Origin of the sequence: Pseudomonas sp. BF-B-30 (genome assembly GCF_019956305.1) — a bacterium.
Classification (GTDB): Bacteria; Pseudomonadota; Gammaproteobacteria; order Pseudomonadales; family Pseudomonadaceae; genus Aquipseudomonas; species Aquipseudomonas jessenii.
The window spans coordinates 103,212-123,706 of sequence record NZ_JAHBDG010000044.1 but is presented as its reverse complement, the minus strand read 5'-3'; the positions used below and the strand labels follow the sequence as shown (position 1 = coordinate 123,706).

Annotated in this window: 18 protein-coding genes; 13 read left to right on the top strand and 5 right to left on the bottom strand. The window is 61.1% G+C overall.

Going from position 1 to position 20,495, the window contains the following annotated elements:
• Positions 1–14 precede the first annotated feature (14 nt).
• From KGB29_RS21300 to KGB29_RS21285, 4 genes are all read left to right on the top strand, one after another.
• Positions 15–1,166 carry a uroporphyrinogen-III C-methyltransferase gene (locus tag KGB29_RS21300; protein WP_150814550.1) on the top strand — a complete coding sequence of 384 codons (1,152 nt, stop codon included), beginning with the start codon at positions 15–17 and terminating at the stop codon, positions 1,164–1,166.
• Positions 1,163–2,401 (top strand): heme biosynthesis protein HemY, encoded by a 1,239-nt coding sequence (locus tag KGB29_RS21295; protein ID WP_150814551.1) that lies wholly within the window; start codon positions 1,163–1,165, stop codon positions 2,399–2,401. The genes KGB29_RS21300 and KGB29_RS21295 overlap by 4 nt, the downstream gene beginning before the upstream one ends.
• 263 nt (positions 2,402–2,664) lie before the next feature.
• Complete coding sequence (locus KGB29_RS21290) at positions 2,665–3,216, top strand: disulfide bond formation protein B (protein WP_057712793.1); 552 nt, start codon at positions 2,665–2,667, stop codon at positions 3,214–3,216.
• A 177-nt stretch (positions 3,217–3,393) separates the two neighbouring features.
• The gene (locus KGB29_RS21285; RefSeq protein WP_057712794.1) at positions 3,394–3,852 is read left to right on the top strand and encodes an Rsd/AlgQ family anti-sigma factor; all 459 of its coding nucleotides are present in this window, start codon (positions 3,394–3,396) and stop codon (positions 3,850–3,852) included.
• 61 nt (positions 3,853–3,913) lie between these two features.
• Here KGB29_RS21285 and KGB29_RS21280 read toward each other — a convergent pair whose 3' ends face one another.
• Positions 3,914–4,579: an FKBP-type peptidyl-prolyl cis-trans isomerase gene (locus tag KGB29_RS21280; protein WP_102669349.1), complete on the bottom strand. Its 666-nt coding sequence runs from the start codon at positions 4,577–4,579 to the stop codon at positions 3,914–3,916.
• 192 nt (positions 4,580–4,771) lie between these two features.
• On the opposite strand from KGB29_RS21280, the gene KGB29_RS21275 reads away from it, so the two are divergent.
• Positions 4,772–5,905 carry an AlgP family protein gene (locus tag KGB29_RS21275; RefSeq protein WP_223616481.1) on the top strand — a complete coding sequence of 378 codons (1,134 nt, stop codon included), beginning with the start codon at positions 4,772–4,774 and terminating at the stop codon, positions 5,903–5,905.
• Here the strand turns inward: KGB29_RS21275 and KGB29_RS21270 are convergent.
• Positions 5,902–6,366 (bottom strand): TIGR02444 family protein, encoded by a 465-nt coding sequence (locus tag KGB29_RS21270; RefSeq protein WP_150814553.1) that lies wholly within the window; start codon positions 6,364–6,366, stop codon positions 5,902–5,904. The genes KGB29_RS21275 and KGB29_RS21270 overlap by 4 nt on opposite strands.
• Before the next feature lie 50 nt (positions 6,367–6,416).
• On the opposite strand from KGB29_RS21270, the gene KGB29_RS21265 reads away from it, so the two are divergent.
• The 5 genes from KGB29_RS21265 to KGB29_RS21245 all read left to right on the top strand — a co-directional run bounded on the left by KGB29_RS21265 (position 6,417) and on the right by KGB29_RS21245 (position 12,403).
• On the top strand, positions 6,417–8,327 hold the full coding sequence (locus tag KGB29_RS21265; protein WP_057712799.1) for an ATP-binding cassette domain-containing protein: 1,911 nt from the start codon (positions 6,417–6,419) through the stop codon (positions 8,325–8,327).
• Positions 8,327–8,908, top strand: coding sequence for a mechanosensitive ion channel family protein (locus KGB29_RS21260; RefSeq protein WP_150813724.1), 582 nt, complete (start codon positions 8,327–8,329; stop codon positions 8,906–8,908). The genes KGB29_RS21265 and KGB29_RS21260 overlap by 1 nt, the downstream gene beginning before the upstream one ends.
• A 238-nt stretch (positions 8,909–9,146) precedes the next feature.
• Positions 9,147–9,779, top strand: coding sequence for a homoserine/homoserine lactone efflux protein (rhtB, locus tag KGB29_RS21255; protein WP_057712801.1), 633 nt, complete (start codon positions 9,147–9,149; stop codon positions 9,777–9,779).
• Positions 9,780–9,939: 160 nt separating this feature from the next.
• Positions 9,940–11,838, top strand: coding sequence for a cytochrome c/FTR1 family iron permease (locus KGB29_RS21250; RefSeq protein ID WP_150813725.1), 1,899 nt, complete (start codon positions 9,940–9,942; stop codon positions 11,836–11,838).
• 109 nt (positions 11,839–11,947) lie between these two features.
• Positions 11,948–12,403, top strand: coding sequence for a YaiI/YqxD family protein (locus KGB29_RS21245; RefSeq protein ID WP_090452091.1), 456 nt, complete (start codon positions 11,948–11,950; stop codon positions 12,401–12,403).
• Positions 12,404–12,522: 119 nt separating this feature from the next.
• On the opposite strand, the gene elbB is transcribed toward KGB29_RS21245, so the two are convergent.
• Positions 12,523–13,191 carry an isoprenoid biosynthesis glyoxalase ElbB gene (gene elbB / locus KGB29_RS21240; protein WP_057712804.1) on the bottom strand — a complete coding sequence of 223 codons (669 nt, stop codon included), beginning with the start codon at positions 13,189–13,191 and terminating at the stop codon, positions 12,523–12,525.
• A gap of 115 nt (positions 13,192–13,306) precedes the next feature.
• Between elbB and KGB29_RS21235 the strand changes: the two genes are divergently transcribed.
• Positions 13,307–14,539, top strand: a complete 1,233-nt coding sequence (locus KGB29_RS21235) for a sterol desaturase family protein (protein ID WP_150813726.1) — start codon at positions 13,307–13,309, stop codon at positions 14,537–14,539.
• On the opposite strand, the gene KGB29_RS21230 is transcribed toward KGB29_RS21235, so the two are convergent.
• Positions 14,523–15,155 (bottom strand): DedA family protein, encoded by a 633-nt coding sequence (locus KGB29_RS21230; RefSeq protein ID WP_057712806.1) that lies wholly within the window; start codon positions 15,153–15,155, stop codon positions 14,523–14,525. The genes KGB29_RS21235 and KGB29_RS21230 overlap by 17 nt on opposite strands.
• Before the next feature lie 208 nt (positions 15,156–15,363).
• Here KGB29_RS21230 and hemB point away from each other — a divergent pair, with 208 nt between their 5' ends.
• Positions 15,364–16,377: a porphobilinogen synthase gene (gene hemB, locus KGB29_RS21225; protein ID WP_218543888.1), complete on the top strand. Its 1,014-nt coding sequence runs from the start codon at positions 15,364–15,366 to the stop codon at positions 16,375–16,377.
• An 18-nt stretch (positions 16,378–16,395) separates the two neighbouring features.
• The gene (gene ppk1, locus KGB29_RS21220; RefSeq protein WP_150813728.1) at positions 16,396–18,624 is read left to right on the top strand and encodes a polyphosphate kinase 1; all 2,229 of its coding nucleotides are present in this window, start codon (positions 16,396–16,398) and stop codon (positions 18,622–18,624) included.
• A 166-nt stretch (positions 18,625–18,790) separates the two neighbouring features.
• Here ppk1 and ppx read toward each other — a convergent pair whose 3' ends face one another.
• Complete coding sequence (ppx, locus tag KGB29_RS21215) at positions 18,791–20,293, bottom strand: exopolyphosphatase (RefSeq protein ID WP_150813729.1); 1,503 nt, start codon at positions 20,291–20,293, stop codon at positions 18,791–18,793.
• Between the last annotated feature and the right edge of the window lie 202 nt (positions 20,294–20,495).

Genomic DNA, 20,495 nt, shown 5'->3' with positions numbered 1-20,495 from the left:
CAAAGGATGGATACGTGAGCGAAACAGCCTTGCCTAAAGATGACTCGCGACCGGTGCTTGATGCACCTGTTGATGAAGTGCCGCCACCGCCACCTGCTGCCGAGCAGCGTCGAGGCAATGGTCTGGCAATCATCGCGCTGCTGTTGGGCGCGGCCGGTGTAGCGGTGGGCGGTTGGGGTGTCTGGCAGGTGCGTCACCTGCAGGCCAATAATCAGCAGCAACTGAGCCAGGTGCAGGCGCTGAATGACCAGGCGCAAAACCTCAAGCTCAATGAGGAGCGCCTGAGCGCACGCCTGGCGCAATTGCCTCCCGCCGATGAACTGGAAGCACGCAGTCGTTTGGTGATTCAGCTGCAAGGTGATCAGCAGCGGTTGAACCAGCGGCTGGAAACCGTTCTCGGTGCCAGCCGCAAAGACTGGCGTCTGGCCGAGGCCGAGCACCTGCTGCGTCTGGCCAGCCTGCGACTGTCCGCCTTGCAGGACATCAGCAGTGCCCAGGCACTGGTCCAGGGTGCCGACGAGATACTGCGTGAGCAAAACGATCCGGGCTCCTTTGCCGCTCGCGAGCAGGTGGCCAAGACCCTGATCGCCTTGCGCAGCACCGAACAACCGGACCGCACCGGGTTGTTTCTGCGTCTGGGCGCACTGCGCGATCAAGTGGCCAGCCTCACCGAACTGGCACCGGAGTACAAGGACCGTGGCGATTCGCTGCTGGGCCTGACTGCCGATGGCGACGGTGCCAGTCGCTGGGCGCAATGGTGGGACCAGATTTCGCGCTACATCCGCATCGACTTCAATGCCGACAAGAACGTTCGCCCATTGCTGGCCGGCCAGAGCCTGAGCCAGGTACGCCTGGCCCTGAGTCTGGCGCTGGAGCAGGCACAGTGGGCCGCACTCAATGGCCAGCCGGCGGTTTACTCCCAAGTGCTGGACGAGGCGCGGGACATCCTCAAGGGCAACTTCAATCCGGACAACGCACAAAGCAAAGTCATGCTTGAACAGGTGGCCGAGTTGAGCGTGCAACCTGTCACCGTCGTCACGCCGGATATGACCGGCACCCTGAGCGCGGTGCAGGGGTATCTGGAACGGCGCAACGTCAACGCCGAGGATTCGGTCAAGCCACTGGTCAGGCCTGCCGCGAGCGCCGCGCCGGAGGCCACGCCATGAGACGCCTCTATGTGATCGTGTTCCTCGTGATCGCCGCTGCCGCTGCGCTGGGACTGGCGATTGCCGAGCATTCCGGCTACGTGCTGATTGCCTACAAGACCTTCCGTTATGAGTCGAGCCTGTGGGCTACTTTGGCGCTGGTGGCTGTGCTCTGGCTGGTGATCTGGGGCATCAGGTCGCTGGTCGAACTGGTGTTGGCTTCCAGTGGCGTGGTCAATCCGTGGTCACGGCGTAACCGCAGCCGTCGAGTGCAGGTGGCGATCGAGCACGGTCAACTGGACCTGGCCGAGGGTCGCTGGGCCAGCGCGCAGCGTCACTTGCATCGAGCTGCCGAAGCCGAGCGTCAGCCGCTGCTTTACTACCTCGGCGCTGCCCGTGCAGCGAACGAACTCGGCAATCACGAAGAAAGCGACAACTTGCTGGAGCGCGCCCTCGAGCGTCAGCCCCAGGCCGAGTTGGCGATCGCCTTGAGCCACGCCCAGTTACAGACCGATCGCGGTGATACCGCAGGCGCCCTGGCCACCCTGCAAGCCATGCGTGAACGCCATCCTCATAACGCACAGACCCTGCGTCAATTGCAGCGCCTGCTTCAGCAGCGTGGTGACTGGTCGGCAGTGATTCGCCTGCTGCCGGAGCTGCGCAAGGACAAAATCCTGCCGGCGGCGGAGCTCGCCGAGCTGGAGCGTCGGGCCTGGGGGGCGAACCTGTCCCTGGCGGCGCAACGGGAAGAAGACGGAACGGTGGGGCTGCAATCGCTGGAACGTGCCTGGCAGCAACTGACTTCGGCACAGCGTCAGGAGCCGCAACTGGTGCTGGCGTATGCCGAGCAGTTGCGGCAACTGGGGGCTCAGGTCGAGGCTGAAGAAGTGCTGCGCACCGCGATCAAGCGCAGCTACGACAGTCATCTGGCACGTCTCTACGGACTGGTTCGCGGCAATGATCCGGCCCGCCAGCTGCAGGCAGCCGAAGGCTGGCTCAAGGAGCATCCGGCCGATCCGGGCCTGCTGCTGACACTGGGTCGTCTATGCCTGCAAAACAGTTTGTGGGGCAAGGCCCGGGACTATCTGGAAAGCAGCCTGCGTGTACAGCGCAATCCGGAAGCCTGTGCCGAGCTGGCACGCTTGCTGGCGCAAATGGGCGATGCCGAGCGCAGCAACCAGCTGTTTCAGGAAGGCCTGGGGTTGTTGGATGAGCGCTTGCTCGCGGCCCCTCTGCCAACGCCAGTCGGCGCTTGACCTACTCGCAGGCACCGGGCTCCGGCGCCTGAGCGATGACCTGCGACGAGGGAGCAATCACCCTCGCCGCAGTGCGATGATTAGTTGAAATTCAGTCGCGAAATTTCATCGCAGACAAAGTCCTACAGAGGACTACATTTTATCCTCTCGCCTGCGTCGGGATTTCCCTACACCTGCGCTGAAGTCTCTGTGGGCACTTGCCTTGAAAGGCTGTCGCGCTTTCCTCTACCGTAATGGTCTGTCACTACTTTTACGGAAAAGCCATGTCTTTGGCCTGCTCACGCTCCTTGTTTTTCATGGCTTTCATTGCGGGTGCCCTGGCGATGGGTGTTTCCTACTACCTGGAATATGCAGTCGGCCTGCGGCCTTGTGGCTTGTGTCTTGTGCAGCGGTTTTGCCTGGCGCTCCTTACCGGCGTCTGCCTGATGGCTTCGGTCCATGGCCCCGGTCGCATCGGAAACGTTCTCTATTGGCTGTTCAGTCTTTGTTGCAGCCTGGCCGGCACTGTCACTGCATGGCGACAGGTCCTGCTGCAAAGCCTTCCTGCGGAACAGGTAGCGGCGTGCTCGACTCATCTGGCGGACCTGTTGGCCAACTCTCCGTGGCTTTCGGTCGTACAGCAAATGTTCAAGGGCGCTGCCGATTGTGTGGAAATTTCCTGGACGCTGTTCGATCTGAGTCTCACCGAGTGGAGCCTGCTGCTCTTCGTCGCAATGATGATTCTGGCCGTTTACCAGTCGCTGCGACTGGTCTGGACCGGCTATCAGCGACCACTCAGCGGCGAGTCGTCGCACCGGGCCTTTGCGGGTGATTAAACACTTGTATGAACTTTATCGCCTGCGTACCTTGAAGCCAGTGTCGTGCGGGCATAATCTGGCCCGCACGTGTCATTGGAATTATGTTGCTCGATGACGCTCTGCCTGACCGCCCACCGACGTTACAAGAGGCGAGCGGGCATAGAGCAGCTGACCCACAAGGGAAGAGAGATCACCATGCTCGAAAGTTGTCAGAATGCTCAGGAACGCTGGGGCGGAGTGCACCTGCTGATCGATCGCTGGTTGCAGGAACGACACGAACTGATCGGGGCCTATGACGCGCTCGGCGCAAAGCCTGAGGCGCTGGGTGAGAACCGCAAGCCCTTGCAGGAATTCTGCGGCGTGCTGGTCGATTATGTATCGGCCGGGCACTTCGAGATCTACGAGCAGCTGACGGGGGAGGCCAAGGCCTTCAACGACAAGCGTGGCCTGGAGCTCGCCGAGACCATCTACCCGCGGATCGACGTCATCACCGAAAAGCTGCTCGCCTTCAATGACCTGTGTGACGCAGGTAAGTGTGTCGCCGAAGAGTTCAAGACACTCGGCGGACTATTGCACGAGCGCTTTGAACTGGAAGACTGCCTGATCGAAGTGCTGCACACCGCCCACAAGGAAGCCGACTCGGTTCAGGCCTGAAGCACTTCTCTGCAAGATCCGGAAACGGCGTGCCAAGGCACGCCGTTTTTCGTTTGCATCGTCAGCTGGTGGCGCCGCGCAGTTCGACTTCGAACACCAGTGGTGTGAATGGTGCGATCACGTCACCGGCACCGTCGGCGCCATAGGCCTGAGCCGATGGAATCACCAGTCGCCATTTCGCCCCGACCGGCATGTTTTGCAGCGCACTGCGCCATCCGGCGATCACGCTGTCGAGACTGAACCACTGCGGCTGACTGTTCTGATCGAACACAGTGCCGTCGGGCAATCGACCGATGTACAGCACCTGCACCTTGCCGTTCGGTCCGGCCTTGGCGCCGGTACCTGGCGTCAACTCGGTCAGCAACACGCCATCAGCCAGTTCGCGCACGCCGGGCCTGGCTTTTTCTGTGGCGAGAAAACGCTGTTCTTTTTCCAGTGCCATTTCGCTTTGCGGCTCGTCGGACTGCATGGCGATGCGGGCTTCATGCTCGGTCAGTATCTGTTGGATCTGCTCGTCCTTCAGCGCCAGCGGTTTGCCCTGATAGGCTTGCTGCAAACCTTCGACCAATGCCTGGAGTTGCAGGTCGGGAACCTCCTGGCGCAAGCGTTCGCCAAGGCTTGCACCCAGGCTGTAAGCGAGATCGTGGGCTTCATTTTCCTGCGTTGTTTCGCCGGCTTGGGCCACCGAAAAAAACACGCACAGCGATAAAAAAAGGTAGCGCGACATGGGCACTCTCCGACCTGAATTGCGGGCGATTATGCCAGCGAGAATGCGCGCAACGGTGAACTGCTTTTGCGCCGAGGCAGAAGTTTTTCAATCCTTTGCAACACAGCGCTTTCGATAGTGTCAACATGCCCTAGCGGCGGTTGCAGCAGAGGTCTAGTATGAGCCGCACTCACTTCAGCCAGGAGGTAAACCATGTCGGCCACCAAGAAGCCAGTAAACACTCCGTTGCACTTGCTCCAACAACTCTCGAGCAGCCTGCTCGAGCATCTGGAAACCGCTTGTTCCGAAGCCTTGGCTGATGCTGAAAAACTGCTCGCCAAGCTGGAAAAGCAGCGCGGAAAAGCGCAAGAAAAACTGCACAAATCCCGCACCAAATTGCAGGACGCTGCGGCGGCCGGAAAAGCCAAGGCTCAAGCCAAGGCCAAGGGCGCAGTGGCCGATCTTGAGGAGCTGCTCGATGCCCTCAAGGATCGTCAGTCGGAAACCCGCGGCTACATTCTGCAACTCAAGCGCGATGCTCAGGAAAGCCTGAAACTGGCCCAGGGCGTCGGTCGTGTACAAGAGGCTGTCGGCAAGGTGTTGTCCTTGCGTGCGGCCAAGCCTGCTGCGGCACCTGCGAAGAAAGCCGCTGCCAAACCGGCTGCTGCAAAAGCACCGGCCAAACCTGCCGCAAAACCTGCAGCTGCCAAGCCAGCAGCTAAAACTGCCGCAGCCAAACCTGCAGCCAAACCGGCTGCGAGAAAACCGGCTGCTGCCAGCGCTGCAAAACCTGCGGCTAAAACCACGGCTGCCAAACCAGCCGCCGCACGACCTACCGCTGCAAGAGCCGCTGCTGCCAAACCAGCCGTGGCTAAAACCGCCGCCGCGAAACCGGCTGCAAAACCAGCCGCTAAACCCGCAGCAAAACCAGCAGCCAAAACTGCAGCAGCGAAACCTGCTGCGAAGCCGGCCGCCAAATCTGTCGCGGCTAAAACCGCTGCAAAACCAGCTGCGAAAACTGCGGCCAAACCCGCTGTAAAAGCAGCGGCCAAGCCGGCCGCTAAACCGGCAGCCAAACCTGCTGCGGCTAAACCTGCCGCTGCTGCCAAACCGGCCACCGCCAAGCCCGCTGCCAAGCCCGCGGCGGCGAAGCCAGCTGCAAAACCAGCTGCAAAACCAGTAGTGAAACCTGTTGCCGCCAAGCCGGCCGCCGCGCCAGTTGCCAAGCCAGCCAATCCGGCTCCGGGTGCACCGTCTGCTTTAGCAGCAGCCACCTCGACAGGCACGCCAGCGCCAACGCCGGCCGCCGCATCGATCGCAGCAACCACCCCAACCAGCGCTTCCTAAGTGCCGGTTACCGCGACGCGCAGCTGATGCAGCGCGTCGCGGTCCAGGTGGGCGGCGCCTGCCGCCACACCATTGAGCCAGGCCGATAGATCGGTCGCCTCACCTTGCGGCCAACTCAACGCCGTTCGTTCCAGTCGTACCAACAGATGTCGCTCGGCTTCCAGTTCGAGTGCCTTCACTTGCTCGCGCAAAGCATTCAGTTCGCCATCGTCGGCGGCAACGACTTTCCAATTCACCCGCAAGGCTCGCAACGGTCGCACCACGTCTGCGTCCCACGGCTCGGCCACGCTACGCAGTTGCTGCAATCGGTGTTCGTTAAAGGCGACGCCACGTTCTCCCAGCCACAGTCCGCAGAGGAGCAAGCACACATTGATGCCCGCCGACTGCAATTGCAGGCATGCGGGTTCAACGCCGGGCTGTGCATAAGTACTTAGGGAAAAGCTCCACAGGTCAGAGGACATAGTGCTACTCGCGCCAGTTGCGAGCGAAGCTGGTAGACTCCGCCGCCATTATGATTCGACTTCAGAACCTGACTTTACAGCGTGGCCCGCAACGTCTGCTAGAAGACGCCGAGCTGACCCTGCACGCCGGCCAGAAAGCCGGCCTCATCGGTGCCAACGGCGCTGGCAAATCGAGCCTGTTCGCCTTGCTTCGGGGTGAGCTGCACCCGGACTCGGGTGATTGCTTCCTGCCGGCCGACTGGCGTATCGCCCACATGCGCCAGGAGGTCGACACCCTCGAACGCCTGGCGGTCGACTACGTGCTCGATGGCGACCTGCGCCTGCGCCAGGTGCAACGCGACCTGGCGGCAGCCGAAGCGGCCCATGACGGTGCCGCTCAGGCCCGACTGCACTCGGAACTCGACAGCGCCGACGGTTACACCGCCGATGCCCGGGCGCGCAAGCTGCTGGCCGGGCTTGGATTCACCAACGAGCAGATGGATCGCCAGGTCGGGGATTTCTCCGGTGGCTGGCGGATGCGCCTGAACCTGGCGCAGGCCTTGATGTGCCCATCGGACCTGCTGCTGCTCGACGAACCGACCAACCACCTGGACCTCGACGCCATCATCTGGCTCGAAGAGTGGCTCAAGAGTTATCCCGGCACCTTGATGCTGATTTCCCACGACCGGGACTTCCTCGATGCCGTGGTCGACCACGTGGCCCACGTCGATCAGCGCAAGATCACCCTGTACCGCGGTGGCTACAGCGCTTTCGAGCGTGCCCGTGCCGAACGCCTGGCCCAGCAACAGCAGGCGTACGAGAAGCAGCAGGTGCAACGTGCGCACATGGAAAGCTACATCGCCCGCTTCAAGGCCCAGGCTACCAAGGCCCGCCAGGCCCAGAGCCGGATCAAGGCACTGGAGCGGATGGAAGAGCTGACCGCTGCCCACGTCGACTCGCCATTCGACTTTGTCTTCCGTGAATCGCAGAAGATTTCCAGCCCGCTGATCGACCTGTCCGATGCCCGCCTGGGTTACGGCGACAAGGCCGTGCTGGAGAAGGTCAAGCTGCAACTGACCCCGGGTGCGCGAATCGGTCTGCTCGGCCCGAATGGCGCCGGTAAGTCGACCCTGATCAAGAACCTTGCCGGTGAGCTCTCGCCATTGGCCGGCCGCTTGACCCGTGGCGAGAACACCGTTGTCGGTTACTTCGCCCAGCATCAGCTGGATTCGCTGGACTCCAAGGCCAGCCCGTTGCTGCACCTGCAACGCCTGGCACCGACCGAGCGTGAGCAGGCCCTGCGCGACTTCCTCGGCGGTTTCGACTTCCGTGGTGCGCGAATCGACGAGCCGGTACTGAATTTCTCCGGTGGCGAAAAGGCGCGCCTGGCGTTGGCCTTGATCGCCTGGGACCGACCGAACCTGTTGCTGCTCGACGAACCGACCAACCACCTGGACCTGGAAATGCGTCTGGCGCTGACCATGGCCCTGCAGGAATTCAGTGGTGCGGTATTGGTGGTCTCTCACGATCGCCACTTGCTCAAAAGCACCACCGACAATTTCTATCTGGTGGCGGACGGCAAGGTCGAGGAATTCGACGGCGACCTGGAGGACTACACCCGCTGGCTGGTGGAGTATCGCCAGCGCAACGCCCCGGTCAGCAATACGCCGGTCAACCCGGACAAGACCGACAAGAAAGCCCAGCGTCAGGCCGCTGCTGCGTTGCGTCAGCAACTGGCGCCGCACAAGCGCGAAGCTGACAAGCTTGAAGCCGAACTCGGCAAGCTCCACGAAAAGCTGGCGAAGATCGATGCCAGCCTCGGCGACAGCGACATCTACGAGCCGGCGCGCAAGAACGAATTGCGGGATCTGCTGGCCGAACAGGCCAAGCTGAAGGTGCGTGAGGCGGAGCTGGAAGAAGCCTGGATGGAAGCCCTGGAGTTGCTGGAAAACATGCAGGCGGAGCTGGAGGAGCTGTCCTGATGGACGCCTTCAAGCTGCCGCTGCCGGCGGTGTGGGTCGAGCCGATCTGGCTCGGCGTGCAAATCCTGCTGATCCTGCTGGCCGGATACATCGCCCAGCGTTTCGTCGCCAAATGCCTGACCCGTCTCGGTGAGCGCTACCCGTTTCCGCCGCAGTTGCTGATGCCGCTGCGCGGTGGTCTGCGCTGGCTCATCATGGGCAGTGCATTGATTTTCGTGCTGGAGCGCCTCGGTGTTTCGGCCACGGTGCTCTGGACCGCGTTGTCCGGTTTCGTCGCAGTCGCGGCGGTGGCGTTTTTCGCCATGTGGAGCGTGCTCTCGAACCTGCTGTGCGCGATCCTGATCTTTACCGTCGGCCCGTTTCGCATAGGTGACGTAGTCGAGTTGGTGGACACCACCGACAAGCCCGGCGTCAAAGGCCGGGTGGTGGCGATCAATCTTCTTTACACCACGCTGATCGAGGCCGAAGAACTCGGCACTGGCAGCGCCATGGTGCAGGTGCCCAACAGTTTGTTCTTCCAGCGTTCGGTACGGCGCTGGCGCGGGACGGATGTGTTTCCTTCCAGCGGGTTTGAAAAGTAAGCGTTCTGCTGTCTGATAGATTGCCTTCGCGAGCAAGCCCGCTCCCACATTTGCTCTTCGGTGGACACAAAACTTTGTGAGCAGCGTAGATCCAGTGTGGGAGCGGGCTTGCTCGCGAAGGGGTCATAACGCCGAGCACGCTGGTCGGCCGTCGCCATGTCCTACAAAAAATCGGTAGTCATCCAATCAAAGCCGCATTAGCTTAGACATCTGTCACGAGTCTGAGTCGAGGTGTGCAATGGAGCTTCAAACATGGCTGGCGTTTTTTGCCGCCTGCTGGGTGATCAGCTTGTCCCCCGGTGCCGGCGCCATTGCGTCGATGTCCAGCGGCTTGCAATACGGTTTCTGGCGCGGCTACTGGAACGCCCTGGGCTTGCAACTGGGCCTGGCTTTGCAGATCGCCATCGTCGGCGCCGGTGTCGGCGCCATTCTCACGGCGTCGGCCACGGCCTTCTACGCCATCAAATGGTTTGGCGTGGCGTATCTGGTTTACCTCGCGATCAAGCAATGGCGTGCGCTGCCCAGCGATATGAGCGATGACGCGGCGCTGCGCCAGATCGGCAAGCCGATGGCCTTGGTGTTCCGTGGTTTTCTGGTGAACATCAGCAACCCCAAGGCGCTGGTGTTCATGCTGGCGGTGTTGCCGCAGTTCATCGACCCCCATGCGCCACTGCTGATTCAGTATCTGATAATCGGTGTGACCATGGTTTGCGTCGACCTGATCGTCATGGCCGGCTACACCGGTCTGGCGTCCAAAGTGCTGCGTCTGTTGCGCACACCGAAACAGCAAAAGCGCATGAACCGGACCTTTGCCGGGCTGTTCATTGGGGCGGCGGCGTTCATGGCGACGTTGCGCAAAGCTGCTGTGTAAAACGGCGATATAAAAAAAGGCGACCCTGGAGGTCGCCTTTTTTGTTTGGAGGAGCCGCTCTCGAAACTGATGCAATTACGAAGAGATATCAACAAAGCTTGAGCGAAACCCGTCTGGCGTTAACAATATGTAACTTCGTATTTCCAATTGAGATTCATTCATGATTGCCCCCTCCCGTTTCCTGGCCTGGCTGTTGCTGCCGCTGTTGGCTGCGTGCAGTTTTCAGCTACTGGCCGCTCCCGCCGAAGGTGCGCCGCAGGCGCTGCACTTGCTCGATTACATCGGCGCGGATTACTCGGACACGGTGCAGGCGGGCAGCATCACGGACCAGGCCGGATTTCGCGTGCAGCAAGACTCGGTCAAGACGCTGGGAAGTCTGATTGCAGCCATGCCGGCCAAGCCGGAAAAAGCCGCTCTGGAGCAAAGCCTCGCCGCGCTGGGAAATTCCATTGACACCCATCAGGACGGTGCCGACGTCGCGCGCCAGGCCCGGCAACTGGGTGCGAAGCTGGCCGTGGCCTATGAAGTCAGTCAGGCCCCGGTCATTACGCCGGACCCGGTGCGTGGTGCGCCGCTGTACGCTCAGCAATGCTCGGTCTGCCATGGCGATACAGGGGCCGGCGACGGCCCGGCAGGTGTCGGCATGGCGCCGCCGCCATCCAATCTGCGTGATACCACACGACTGGACCGACTGAGCCTCTACGCGATCTACAGCACCCTGGGCCTGGGGGTCGAAGGGACTGACATGCCGGCCTTTGCCGATCAACTGGATGATCGTCAGCGTTGGGACCTGGCCACCTATATCGCCAGCTTCAGTGTCGACCCGGCGACGGCCAAGGCTGAAAAGACCTACAACATCGCCGACCTCGCTCGTCAGACCCCGGCCGAAGTACAGGCTGTCGAAGGCCCGCAAGCCGCCGCGACCTTCCGTGCCCAGCGGGCGCAGCCGCCACAGGTCAAGCGTGGCCCGGCGCAACTGCTCGACTACACCGCGGCCACTTTGGACAAGAGCATCGCGGCGTATCGTGCCGGTGAGCATGACCAGGCCTATGACTTATCGGTAGCGGCGTATCTGGAAGGCTTCGAGCTGGTTGAGAGCTCGCTGGATAACATTGACGCCAACGTGCGTAAAGACACTGAAAAATCCCTGATGGCCTACCGTCAGTCGTTGCAGGACGGCTTGCCGGTGAGCGAGGTCGAGCAGCGCCTGGACGTGGCCAAGGACAAGTTGAAGGCATCGGCCGGCCTGTTGGGCAACGAGGGTTTGAGCTGGTCGCTGAGTTACATTTCCGGCCTGCTGATTCTGCTGCGCGAAGGTCTGGAAGCGATTCTGGTGCTGGCGGCGATCCTTGCTTTCCTGCGTAACACGGATCAACAGGCGGCGGTGCGCAGCGTTAACGTCGGCTGGGGCCTGGCGTTTGTGGCGGGGCTGGGCACCTGGGCGCTGGCAGCCTATGTGATTGATGTCAGTGGTTCACAACGCGAATTGCTGGAAGGTGCGACGGCGCTGTTTGCCAGCGTCATGGTGCTGTGGCTGGGCGTGTGGATGCATGACCGTCGTCACGCCGCGGCCTGGCAGGATTACATCAAGACCAGCCTGGTGGGCGGTGGCGGGCGCTTCGGTTTTGCGACCCTGGCGTTCTTCTCGGTGTATCGCGAACTGTTCGAAGTGATCCTGTTCTACGAAACCCTGTGGTTGCAGGCAGGTCCCGCGGGGCACAACGCGGTGCTGGCCGGTGGTGCCACGGCGGTGGTGCTGCTGGTCGGCCTGGCCTGGGTGATTTTGCGCGGTTCGGCGAAGTTGCCGCTGGCGTTGTTCTTCAGCATCAACGCCGGTCTTTTGTGCGCCTTGTCGGTGGTGTTTGCCGGGCATGGCGTGAAAGCGCTGCAGGAAGCCGGGATCTTCGGTACGCGGCCGGTGCCGTTCTTTGACTTTGAATGGCTGGGGATCCATGCCGATGCCTATTCGTTGAGCGCCCAGGCTGTGGCGATCATTTCGATTGTCGTGTTGTACGGTCGTAGCCGGGTGGTTGAGAGGCAGCGGGTGCAGGTTTCTTAAACGGCATTCGCTTCGCTCACTTTCGCGGGCAAGCCACGCTCCCACAGGTTTCGCGTTAACCTGTGGGAGCGTGGCTTGCCCGCGATGCTTTTCAACAGAGGAAAATTCAATGCGTGTGTGGATCGATGCCGACGCCTGTCCTCGGGCAGCCAAGGATCTGGTGGTGAAGTTCGCTCTCAAGCGCCAGTTCGAAGTGGTGCTGGTGGCCGGGCAGCCGCAGACCAAACCGGGGCTGGCACTGGTCAAGCTGATCGTGGTGCCGAGCGGCCCGGATGCGGCCGATGACTACCTGGTGGAACACGCGGTGCCTGGTGAACTGGTGATCTGCAGCGATGTGCCACTGGCCGATCGTCTGGTGAAGAAGGGCGTGGCAGCGCTCGACCCACGGGGCAAGGAGTTTGATGCGCAGAACATGGGCGAGCGGCTGGCGGTTCGCAACCTGTTCACCGATTTGCGCGAACAAGGGCAAATGGGCGGAGGGCCAGCGCCGTTTGGCGACCGTGAGAAGCAGGCGTTTGCCAATGCGCTGGACCGGATTCTCACACGTTTGGCACGCAGTTCTTAAGACCAGTGGCGAACCCTGTGGGAGCGAGCTTGCTCGCGATAGCGGACTTACAGACAACATCGATGTTGAATGTGCTGGCCCCATCGCGAGCAAGCTCGCTCCCACAGTTTTGGAGGGTGTCAGGCGTCGTTTTCGTGGGTCAGTTCCAGTACCCGGTCTACCAGTTTGTTGATGCCTGAAGCCGCTTCACTGATCGATTGCGCCAGCATGTAAGCCGGTGTGCTCACCAGTTTGCGCGCCTTGTCCTCGACGATGTCACTGACCGCGCAATCGGTATGGGTCGCGCCCATCTTGTTCATCGCAGCTGCCGTGTCGGTGTCGTTGCCTATGGTGCAGGTGACGCCAGGGCCGTAGATCTTTGCCGCCAGGGCAGGGGAGATGCACATCAACCCCACCGGTTTGCCGGCCTCGGCAAAGGCTTCGGTCAGTGCCAGGACATCCGGTTGAACGGTGCAGGCGGCGCCTTCGATGGCGAAGCTGGACAGGTTCTTGGCCGAGCCGAAGCCGCCGGGCACGATCAGCGCATCGAACTCATCGACGTTCGCGTCTCGGATATCCTTGATGTTGCCCCGGGCAATCCGCGCCGACTCCACCAGCACGTTGCGCGATTCGGGCATTTCTTCGCCGGTCAGGTGGTTGATCACATGCAACTGCGCGATGTCAGGTGCGAAACACTGCACCTGGGCTCCGCGCTGGTCCAGGCGCAGCAGGGTGATGACGCTCTCGTGGAGCTCGGCGCCGTCGTACACGCCACAACCGGAAAGGATCACTGCAACTTTTTTGCTCATGGGCTTTTCTCCAGATTCATGGCGTTAAATGTCCACTAATTTGTCCTGCGTTGCCATAGGGTTAATTCACGGCTGCACATAGCATCTGTCCTCAAGATTCCGATCAGGGCGCGTCATGGACTTCATTCTGTATGCGGTGCCGTTTTTCTTTGTGCTGATCGCCGCCGAGCTGCTGGCCGACCGTTGGCGCGGGGTGAGCAATTATCGGGTGGCAGACGCGATCAACAGCATCAGCACCGGCGTGCTGTCGACCACCACGGGGCTGTTGACCAAGGGGGTGGGGCTGGTGACCTACGCCTTTGCCCTCAAGCACTTGGCGTTGTTCGAGTTGTCGGCCGACAGCATCTGGACCTGGGTGTTTGCCTTTGTCTTCTACGATTTCTGCTACTACTGGCTGCATCGCATGGGTCACGAGCGCAACATCCTCTGGGCCGCCCATTCGGTGCATCACCAGAGCGAGGACTACAACCTGTCCACGGCCTTGCGCCAGACCAGTACCGGCTTCCTGCTGGGCTGGATCTTCTATCTGCCGATGGCGGTGTCCGGCGTGCCGCTGCTGGTGTTCGTCAGCGTCGCGGCGCTGAACCTGCTGTACCAGTTCTGGGTGCACACGCGGCACATTCCCAAGCTTGGCTGGTTCGAATGGTTCTTTGTCACGCCGTCCAATCATCGGGCTCACCATGCACAGAATGCTCTCTACATGGATCGCAACTACGGCGGCGTGTTCATTATTTGGGACCGTCTGTTCGGCTCGTTCCAGGAAGAAGACGACAACGAGCCGGTGATCTTCGGCGTGACCACGCCACTGGCGAGCTGGAACCCCGTGTGGGCGAACGTGCAGTTCTACGCGCAGTTGTGGGCAGATGCGCGTCGTGCCGAAAGCACCTGGGACAAGCTGCGGATCTGGTTCATGCGCACCGGCTGGCGCCCGGCGGAGGTAGCTGCCAGATACCCGATGAACAAGCCGGACCTGAGCCAGTTTCGCAAATTCGAGGTGGCGCTGGACGGGCGTCAGCAGCTCTACGTCCTCCTGCAGTTCTGCGTCTATATTGCGCTGGGCAGTTACTTGATGAATCTTGAGCCGAAGCTGTCCGTCGTCGCCCTGGCGTTGGGCTGGGGAGCGGTGGCGTTCGGTCTGTTTGTGCTGGGCGTGGCTCTGGAGAATCGCCCGTGGGCGTTGAAGCTGGAGCTGGTGCGGCTGGCGTCGAATCTGCCATTGGTATGGCTGGCCCCGATGGTGGGGCTGTGGCCGGCCAGCGCCGTGGGCTGGGTCGGCCTGTTCAGTTACAGTCTGTTGAGCGGCATCGGTCTCTACTGTTGCAGAAACCGCATCACTCGGCTGGCGTAGTAGGGCCTTCGGCTTTGGTTCGTTCGGCCTTCAGGGCTTGTTCGTCGGCGTAGACCTGCTTGGCCAGGCGGGCATTCTTGAAGCGCCGACGCAGCCACAGCACGAAGCCCAGGACCAGCAGCGCACCGAGCACCCAGAGTTCATACTTCTTCACACTGCCGAGCATGCCTTCGAGCACCGCACCGAAATGGTACGCGGCCGCTGCCAGGGCTGTGGCCCAGATCGCTGCGCCAATGCCGTTGAGCAACAGGTACCGGCCCGGCGGATAGCCCGACAGCCCGATGGCCACCGGCATGACCGTGCGCAAACCGTAGACGAAGCGGAAGCTCAATACCCAGATGTCCGGATGCTTGCGAATATGTTCCAGCGCCCGGTCACCCATCATCTGCCAGCGGGGTTTGCGCGCCAGGAGCTTGCGGCCGTGTTTGCGTCCCAGGAAATACCACAGTTGGTCGCCGGCATAGCTGCCGAAGAAGGCCACGACCACCACCAGGTTGATGTCCATGTATCCACGGAACGCGAGGAAGCCCGCGAGTACCAGGATGGTTTCGCCTTCGAAGAACGTGCCTAGAAAAAGGGCAAAGTAGCCGAAGTCATGCAGAAATTGTTGGAGCATTGTCTGGGTGCTGGCGAAATGAACGCGCAGCCTAACCCTTCGGACACATTCAGGAAAGTGTCCAAATGTGTCTCGACGTGAACATTTCCTACAACGACAATGGAATGCGGCTACCTGTCACAGGGGTGCACACAACTGTAATACGTTCGTCATAATGGCCGCTTATAACTGTCACGCTCGCCCGTAAGCGCGGGCTCAGGAGTCTGCCGTGAGCTTTACCCCCGCCAACCGTTTGTTCCCTGCAACCCGCCTGCGCCGCAATCGTCGTGACGACTTCTCGCGTCGTCTGGTCCGTGAAAACGTCCTGACCGTCGATGACCTGATCCTGCCGGTGTTCGTTCTGGACGGCGAAAACCGTCGCGAAGCGGTGGCTTCGATGCCGGGCGTCGAACGCCTGACCATCGACCTGTTGCTGGAAGAAGCGGCCAAGTGGGTCGAGTTGGGGATTCCGGCGCTTGCGCTGTTCCCGGTGACACCAGCGGAACTCAAGTCGCTGGACGCAGCCGAGGCGTGGAACCCCGAAGGCATCGCCCAACGCGCGACCCGTGCGCTGCGTGCGCAATTCCCGGAGCTGGGCGTGATCACCGACGTTGCCCTGGACCCATTCACTACCCATGGCCAGGACGGCATTCTTGATGAAGAAGGCTACGTGCAGAACGACATCACCGTCGACGCACTGGTCAGGCAAGCCCTGTCCCACGCTGAGGCCGGCGCTCAGGTCGTGGCCCCATCGGACATGATGGACGGTCGCATCCAGGCGATCCGCGAAGCTCTCGAAGTGGCCGGTCACGTCAATGTGCGGATCATGGCCTACTCGGCCAAGTACGCCAGTGCCTATTACGGCCCGTTCCGTGATGCCGTCGGTTCGGCGCTGAATCTGGGCAAGGCCAACAAGGCCTCCTATCAGATGGACCCGGCCAACAGCAACGAAGCCCTGCACGAAGTGGCGGCGGACTTGTCAGAAGGTGCAGACATGGTCATGGTCAAGCCAGGCATGCCGTACCTGGACATCCTGTGCCGGGTAAAAGAAGAATTCAAAGTGCCGACTTTTGTTTATCAAGTCAGCGGCGAATACGCCATGCACATGGCGGCGATCCAGAATGGCTGGTTGGGCGAAGGGGTTATCCTCGAGTCCCTGACCGCTTTCAAACGTGCAGGGGCTGATGGCATCCTGACGTACTTCGCCGTTCGTGCCGCTCAATTGTTACGAGAGCAAAAATAGCCCTCCCAGGAACATTCGATGAATACCGAAGTGCTCACTGAAGTTGCCGTAAAAGACGCTCAACCTGTGGTGGAGCAAGTCGACGAGACCCCGCCGGAGCTGGAGCCAGCTCCGCCCGCGGCGGTCGTCGAAACCGCCGTGACAGCGCCGGCGCCAGCGCTGGCCATTCCCGGCCTGGATGACAGCAGCCTGTACATCCACCGCGAGCTCTCGCAACTGCAGTTCAACATCCGCGTGCTGGAGCAGGCGCTGGACGAGTCCTATCCATTGCTGGAACGGCTGAAGTTTCTGTTGATCTTCTCCAGCAACCTGGACGAGTTCTTCGAAATTCGTGTCGCCGGCCTCAAGAAGCAGATCACCTTCGCCCGTGAACAGGCCGGCGCGGATGGTCTGCAACCGCATCAGGCCCTGGCGCGCATCAGCGAACTGGTCCATGGTCACGTCGATCGCCAGTACGCGATCCTCAACGACATACTGTTGCCGGAACTGGAAAAGCATCAGGTCCGCTTCATCCGTCGCCGTAACTGGACGGCCAAGCTCAAGACCTGGGTCCGTCGCTATTTCCGTGACGAGATCGCGCCGATCATCACCCCGATCGGCCTGGACCCGACGCACCCGTTCCCGTTGCTGGTGAACAAGAGCCTGAACTTCATCGTCGAGCTCGAAGGCATCGACGCCTTTGGCCGCGATTCCGGTCTGGCGATCATCCCGGCGCCACGCCTGTTGCCGCGCATCATCAAGGTGCCGGAAGAAGTCGGCGGCGCCGGCGACAACTATGTCTTCCTGTCGTCGATGATCCACGCCCACGCCGATGACCTGTTCCAGGGGATGAAGGTCAAGGGCTGCTACCAGTTCCGCCTGACCCGTAACGCCGACCTGGCGCTGGACTCCGAAGACGTCGAAGACCTGGCCCGTGCCTTGCGCGGCGAACTGTTCTCCCGTCGCTATGGCGATGCGGTGCGTCTGGAAGTGGCCGACACCTGCCCGAAACACCTGTCCGACTACCTGCTCAAGCAATTCAACCTGAGCGAGACGGAGTTGTATCAGGTCAACGGTCCGGTGAACCTGACGCGGCTGTTCAGCATTACCGGCCTGGACAGCCAGCGCGAGCTGCAATACCTGCCGTTCACTCCGCAGATTCCAAAACTGCTGCAGAACAGCGAGAACATTTTCAGCGTGATCAGCAAGCAGGACATCCTGTTGCTGCACCCGTTCGAGTCGTTTACCCCGGTGGTCGACCTGCTGCGCCAGGCCGCCAAGGACCCGCACGTGCTGGCGGTGCGCCAGACCCTGTACCGCTCCGGTGCGAACTCGGAAATCGTCGATGCGCTGGTGGATGCGGCGCGTAACGGCAAAGAGGTCACTGCGGTGATCGAACTGCGCGCACGGTTCGACGAAGAGTCCAACCTGCAACTGGCCAGCCGTCTGCAAGCGGCCGGTGCGGTGGTGATCTATGGTGTGGTCGGCTTCAAGACCCACGCCAAGATGATGCTGATTTTGCGGCGCGAAGCGGGTGAAATCGTGCGTTATGCGCACCTCGGTACGGGTAACTACCACGCCGGCAACGCCCGCCTGTATACCGATTACAGCCTGCTGACTTCCGACGACGCCTTGTGCGAAGACGTCGGTAAACTGTTCAGCCAGTTGATCGGCATGGGTAAGACGCTGCGCATGAAGAAACTGCTGCACGCGCCGTTCACCCTGAAAAAGGGCATGCTCGACATGATTGCCCGCGAAACCCAGTTCGCCCTCGACGGCAAACCGGCGCACATCATTGCCAAGTTCAACTCGCTGACCGATCCGAAGATCATCCGCGCACTGTACAAGGCCAGCCAGTCGGGCGTGCGCATCGATCTGGTGGTGCGTGGCATGTGCTGCCTGCGACCGGGCATCGCCGGGGTTTCCCACAACATCCACGTGCGTTCGATCATCGGCCGCTTCCTGGAACACACCCGGGTCTTCTATTTCCTCAACGGTGGCGACGAGCAGATGTTCCTGTCCAGTGCCGACTGGATGGAACGCAACCTCGACAAGCGCGTCGAGACTTGCTTCCCGGTGGAGGGCAAGAAGCTGATCATGCGGGTCAAGAAAGAACTGGAGTTGTATCTGACCGATAACACCCACAGTTGGAGCCTGCAGTCGGACGGCCGTTACATCCGTAACACTCCAACCGGCAACCAGAACCCGCGCAGCGCCCAGGCGACATTGCTGGAGCGTTTGGGCAGTCCGATCCTGGCCGTCCGGTAACGACTGCAACCTGTGGGAGCGAGCTTGCTCGCGATGACGGTGTGTCAGGCAACGATGTGTTGATTGACCATCCCCCATCGCGAGCAAGCTCGCTCCCACAGGGGATAGTGGCGTTTGCAGAATCGCATACAAAAAAAGGCCTTCCGAAGAAGGCCTTTTTTCAATTTCAGCGAGCGCTCAACACGATGTCGACCCGGGTCAGCCATTGCGCTTCGATTTCGAAGTCGGCCTGGGTCAGCTGGTTTTCGTCCAGCCAGTTCTCCGGGAACACCACTTCCAGGCTGTTGCCATAGGCATTCAGTTCCACCTGGGGCATTTGCTGGGTGCCACGGATGTGGTGGAACAGGATCGCAAAGCGCAGCAGTACGCACAGGCGAATCAGCTTGGTGCCGTCATCGCCGAACTCGGCGAACTTGTCCTTGGGAATGTTGCGTCGGTGACCGCGTACCAGCAGCGCGAGCATCAACTGGTCTTCGCGGGAGAACCCGGCGAGGTCCGAGTGTTCGATCAGGTAGGCGCCGTGCTTGTGGTACTGGTAGTGAGCGATGTCCAGGCCAACTTCATGGACCTTGGCCGCCCAGCCGAGCAGTTCGCGCCAGACGCCGTCTTCCAGATCCCAGTCCGCGGCCACCTGGTCGAACGCATGCAGTGCCTTGCGTTCGACCCGTACCGCCTGTTCCTGATCGACGTGGTAGCGTTCCATTAGCGAAGTGAGGGTACGTTCGCGCACGTCTTCGTGATGATGGCGGCCCAGCAAGTCATAGAGCACGCCTTCGCGTAGGGCACCTTCGCAGTGATCCATGCGTTGCAGTTCCAGGGAGTCGAAGATCGCTTCGAGGATCGCCAGGCCGGCCGGGAAAATCGCCCGGCGATCCGGCTTGATACCTTCGAAATCGATTTTTTCGACGTCGCCCAGCTTGATCAGTTTGCGCTTGAGCCAGGCCAGGCCCTCGGCGTTGACCTCCCCGGTGCCGTAGCCGCCAGCCTTCAGCGCCAGGCCGATGGCGCGGATGGTGCCCGAGGAGCCGATGGCTTCATCCCAGGTCAGGCGATGCAGGGCATGCTCGATGCTCATGATCTCCAGCCGTGCTGCCGTGTACGCCTGGGCGTAACGGGCCGGGGTGATCTTGCCGTCCTTGAAATAGCGCTGGGTGTAGCTGACGCAACCCATCTGCAGGCTTTCGCGCAGCAGCGGTTCGAAGCGCTGGCCAATGATGAACTCGGTACTGCCGCCACCGATGTCGGCCACCAGGCGCTTGCCCGGGGTGTCGGCGAGGGTGTGGGACACGCCGAGATAGATCAGGCGCGCTTCTTCACGACCGGAAATGACTTCCACCGGGTGGCCGAGAATTTCTTCGGCGCGACGGATGAATTCGGCGCGGTTGCGGGCTTCACGCAAGGCGTTGGTGCCCACGATTCGCACGGCGCCGGTGGGCATACCGCTGATCAGTTGGGCGAAACGCTTGAGGCAATCGAGCCCGCGTTGCATCGATTCTTCGTTGAGGTGGCGCTCTTCGTCGATGCCGGCGGCCAGCTGAACCTTCTCCCCGAGACGCTCGAGAATACGGATCTCGCCGTTCTGGGCCTTGGCCACGACCATGTGAAAACTGTTGGAGCCCAGGTCGATTGCGGCGATCAGGGACAGATTCTTGGCTTTGGATTGCGGCATGGTCAGGGGTCTCGGTCGATAACCTCGACATCGTGCCACGATCAAAGGCTGGCGCCAACGCGTAGGAGCTGTCGAAGGCTGCGATCTTCTGCCGCGGGAATATTTGCGGTGCTGCTAATGGCCTCTTCGCGAGCAAGCCCGCTCCCACATTTAACCGCGTACCTCAGTAACAACGCGGTCAACTGTGGGAGCGGGCTTGCTC

What these genes read in the sequence shown, in the direction of transcription:
- KGB29_RS21295 (WP_150814551.1), top strand. Translation starts at nt 1,163, where the DNA reads ATGAGACGCCTCTATGTGATCGTGTTCCTCGTGATCGCCGCTGCCGCT.
- KGB29_RS21290 (WP_057712793.1), top strand. Translation starts at nt 2,665, where the DNA reads ATGTCTTTGGCCTGCTCACGCTCCTTGTTTTTCATGGCTTTCATTGCG.
- KGB29_RS21285 (WP_057712794.1), top strand. Translation starts at nt 3,394, where the DNA reads ATGCTCGAAAGTTGTCAGAATGCTCAGGAACGCTGGGGCGGAGTGCAC.
- KGB29_RS21280 (WP_102669349.1), bottom strand. Translation starts at nt 4,579, where the DNA reads ATGTCGCGCTACCTTTTTTTATCGCTGTGCGTGTTTTTTTCGGTGGCC.
- KGB29_RS21275 (WP_223616481.1), top strand. Translation starts at nt 4,772, where the DNA reads ATGTCGGCCACCAAGAAGCCAGTAAACACTCCGTTGCACTTGCTCCAA.
- KGB29_RS21270 (WP_150814553.1), bottom strand. Translation starts at nt 6,366, where the DNA reads ATGTCCTCTGACCTGTGGAGCTTTTCCCTAAGTACTTATGCACAGCCC.
- KGB29_RS21265 (WP_057712799.1), top strand. Translation starts at nt 6,417, where the DNA reads ATGATTCGACTTCAGAACCTGACTTTACAGCGTGGCCCGCAACGTCTG.
- KGB29_RS21260 (WP_150813724.1), top strand. Translation starts at nt 8,327, where the DNA reads ATGGACGCCTTCAAGCTGCCGCTGCCGGCGGTGTGGGTCGAGCCGATC.
- rhtB (WP_057712801.1), top strand. Translation starts at nt 9,147, where the DNA reads ATGGAGCTTCAAACATGGCTGGCGTTTTTTGCCGCCTGCTGGGTGATC.
- KGB29_RS21250 (WP_150813725.1), top strand. Translation starts at nt 9,940, where the DNA reads ATGATTGCCCCCTCCCGTTTCCTGGCCTGGCTGTTGCTGCCGCTGTTG.
- KGB29_RS21245 (WP_090452091.1), top strand. Translation starts at nt 11,948, where the DNA reads ATGCGTGTGTGGATCGATGCCGACGCCTGTCCTCGGGCAGCCAAGGAT.
- elbB (WP_057712804.1), bottom strand. Translation starts at nt 13,191, where the DNA reads ATGAGCAAAAAAGTTGCAGTGATCCTTTCCGGTTGTGGCGTGTACGAC.
- KGB29_RS21235 (WP_150813726.1), top strand. Translation starts at nt 13,307, where the DNA reads ATGGACTTCATTCTGTATGCGGTGCCGTTTTTCTTTGTGCTGATCGCC.
- KGB29_RS21230 (WP_057712806.1), bottom strand. Translation starts at nt 15,155, where the DNA reads ATGCTCCAACAATTTCTGCATGACTTCGGCTACTTTGCCCTTTTTCTA.
- ppk1 (WP_150813728.1), top strand. Translation starts at nt 16,396, where the DNA reads ATGAATACCGAAGTGCTCACTGAAGTTGCCGTAAAAGACGCTCAACCT.
- ppx (WP_150813729.1), bottom strand. Translation starts at nt 20,293, where the DNA reads ATGCCGCAATCCAAAGCCAAGAATCTGTCCCTGATCGCCGCAATCGAC.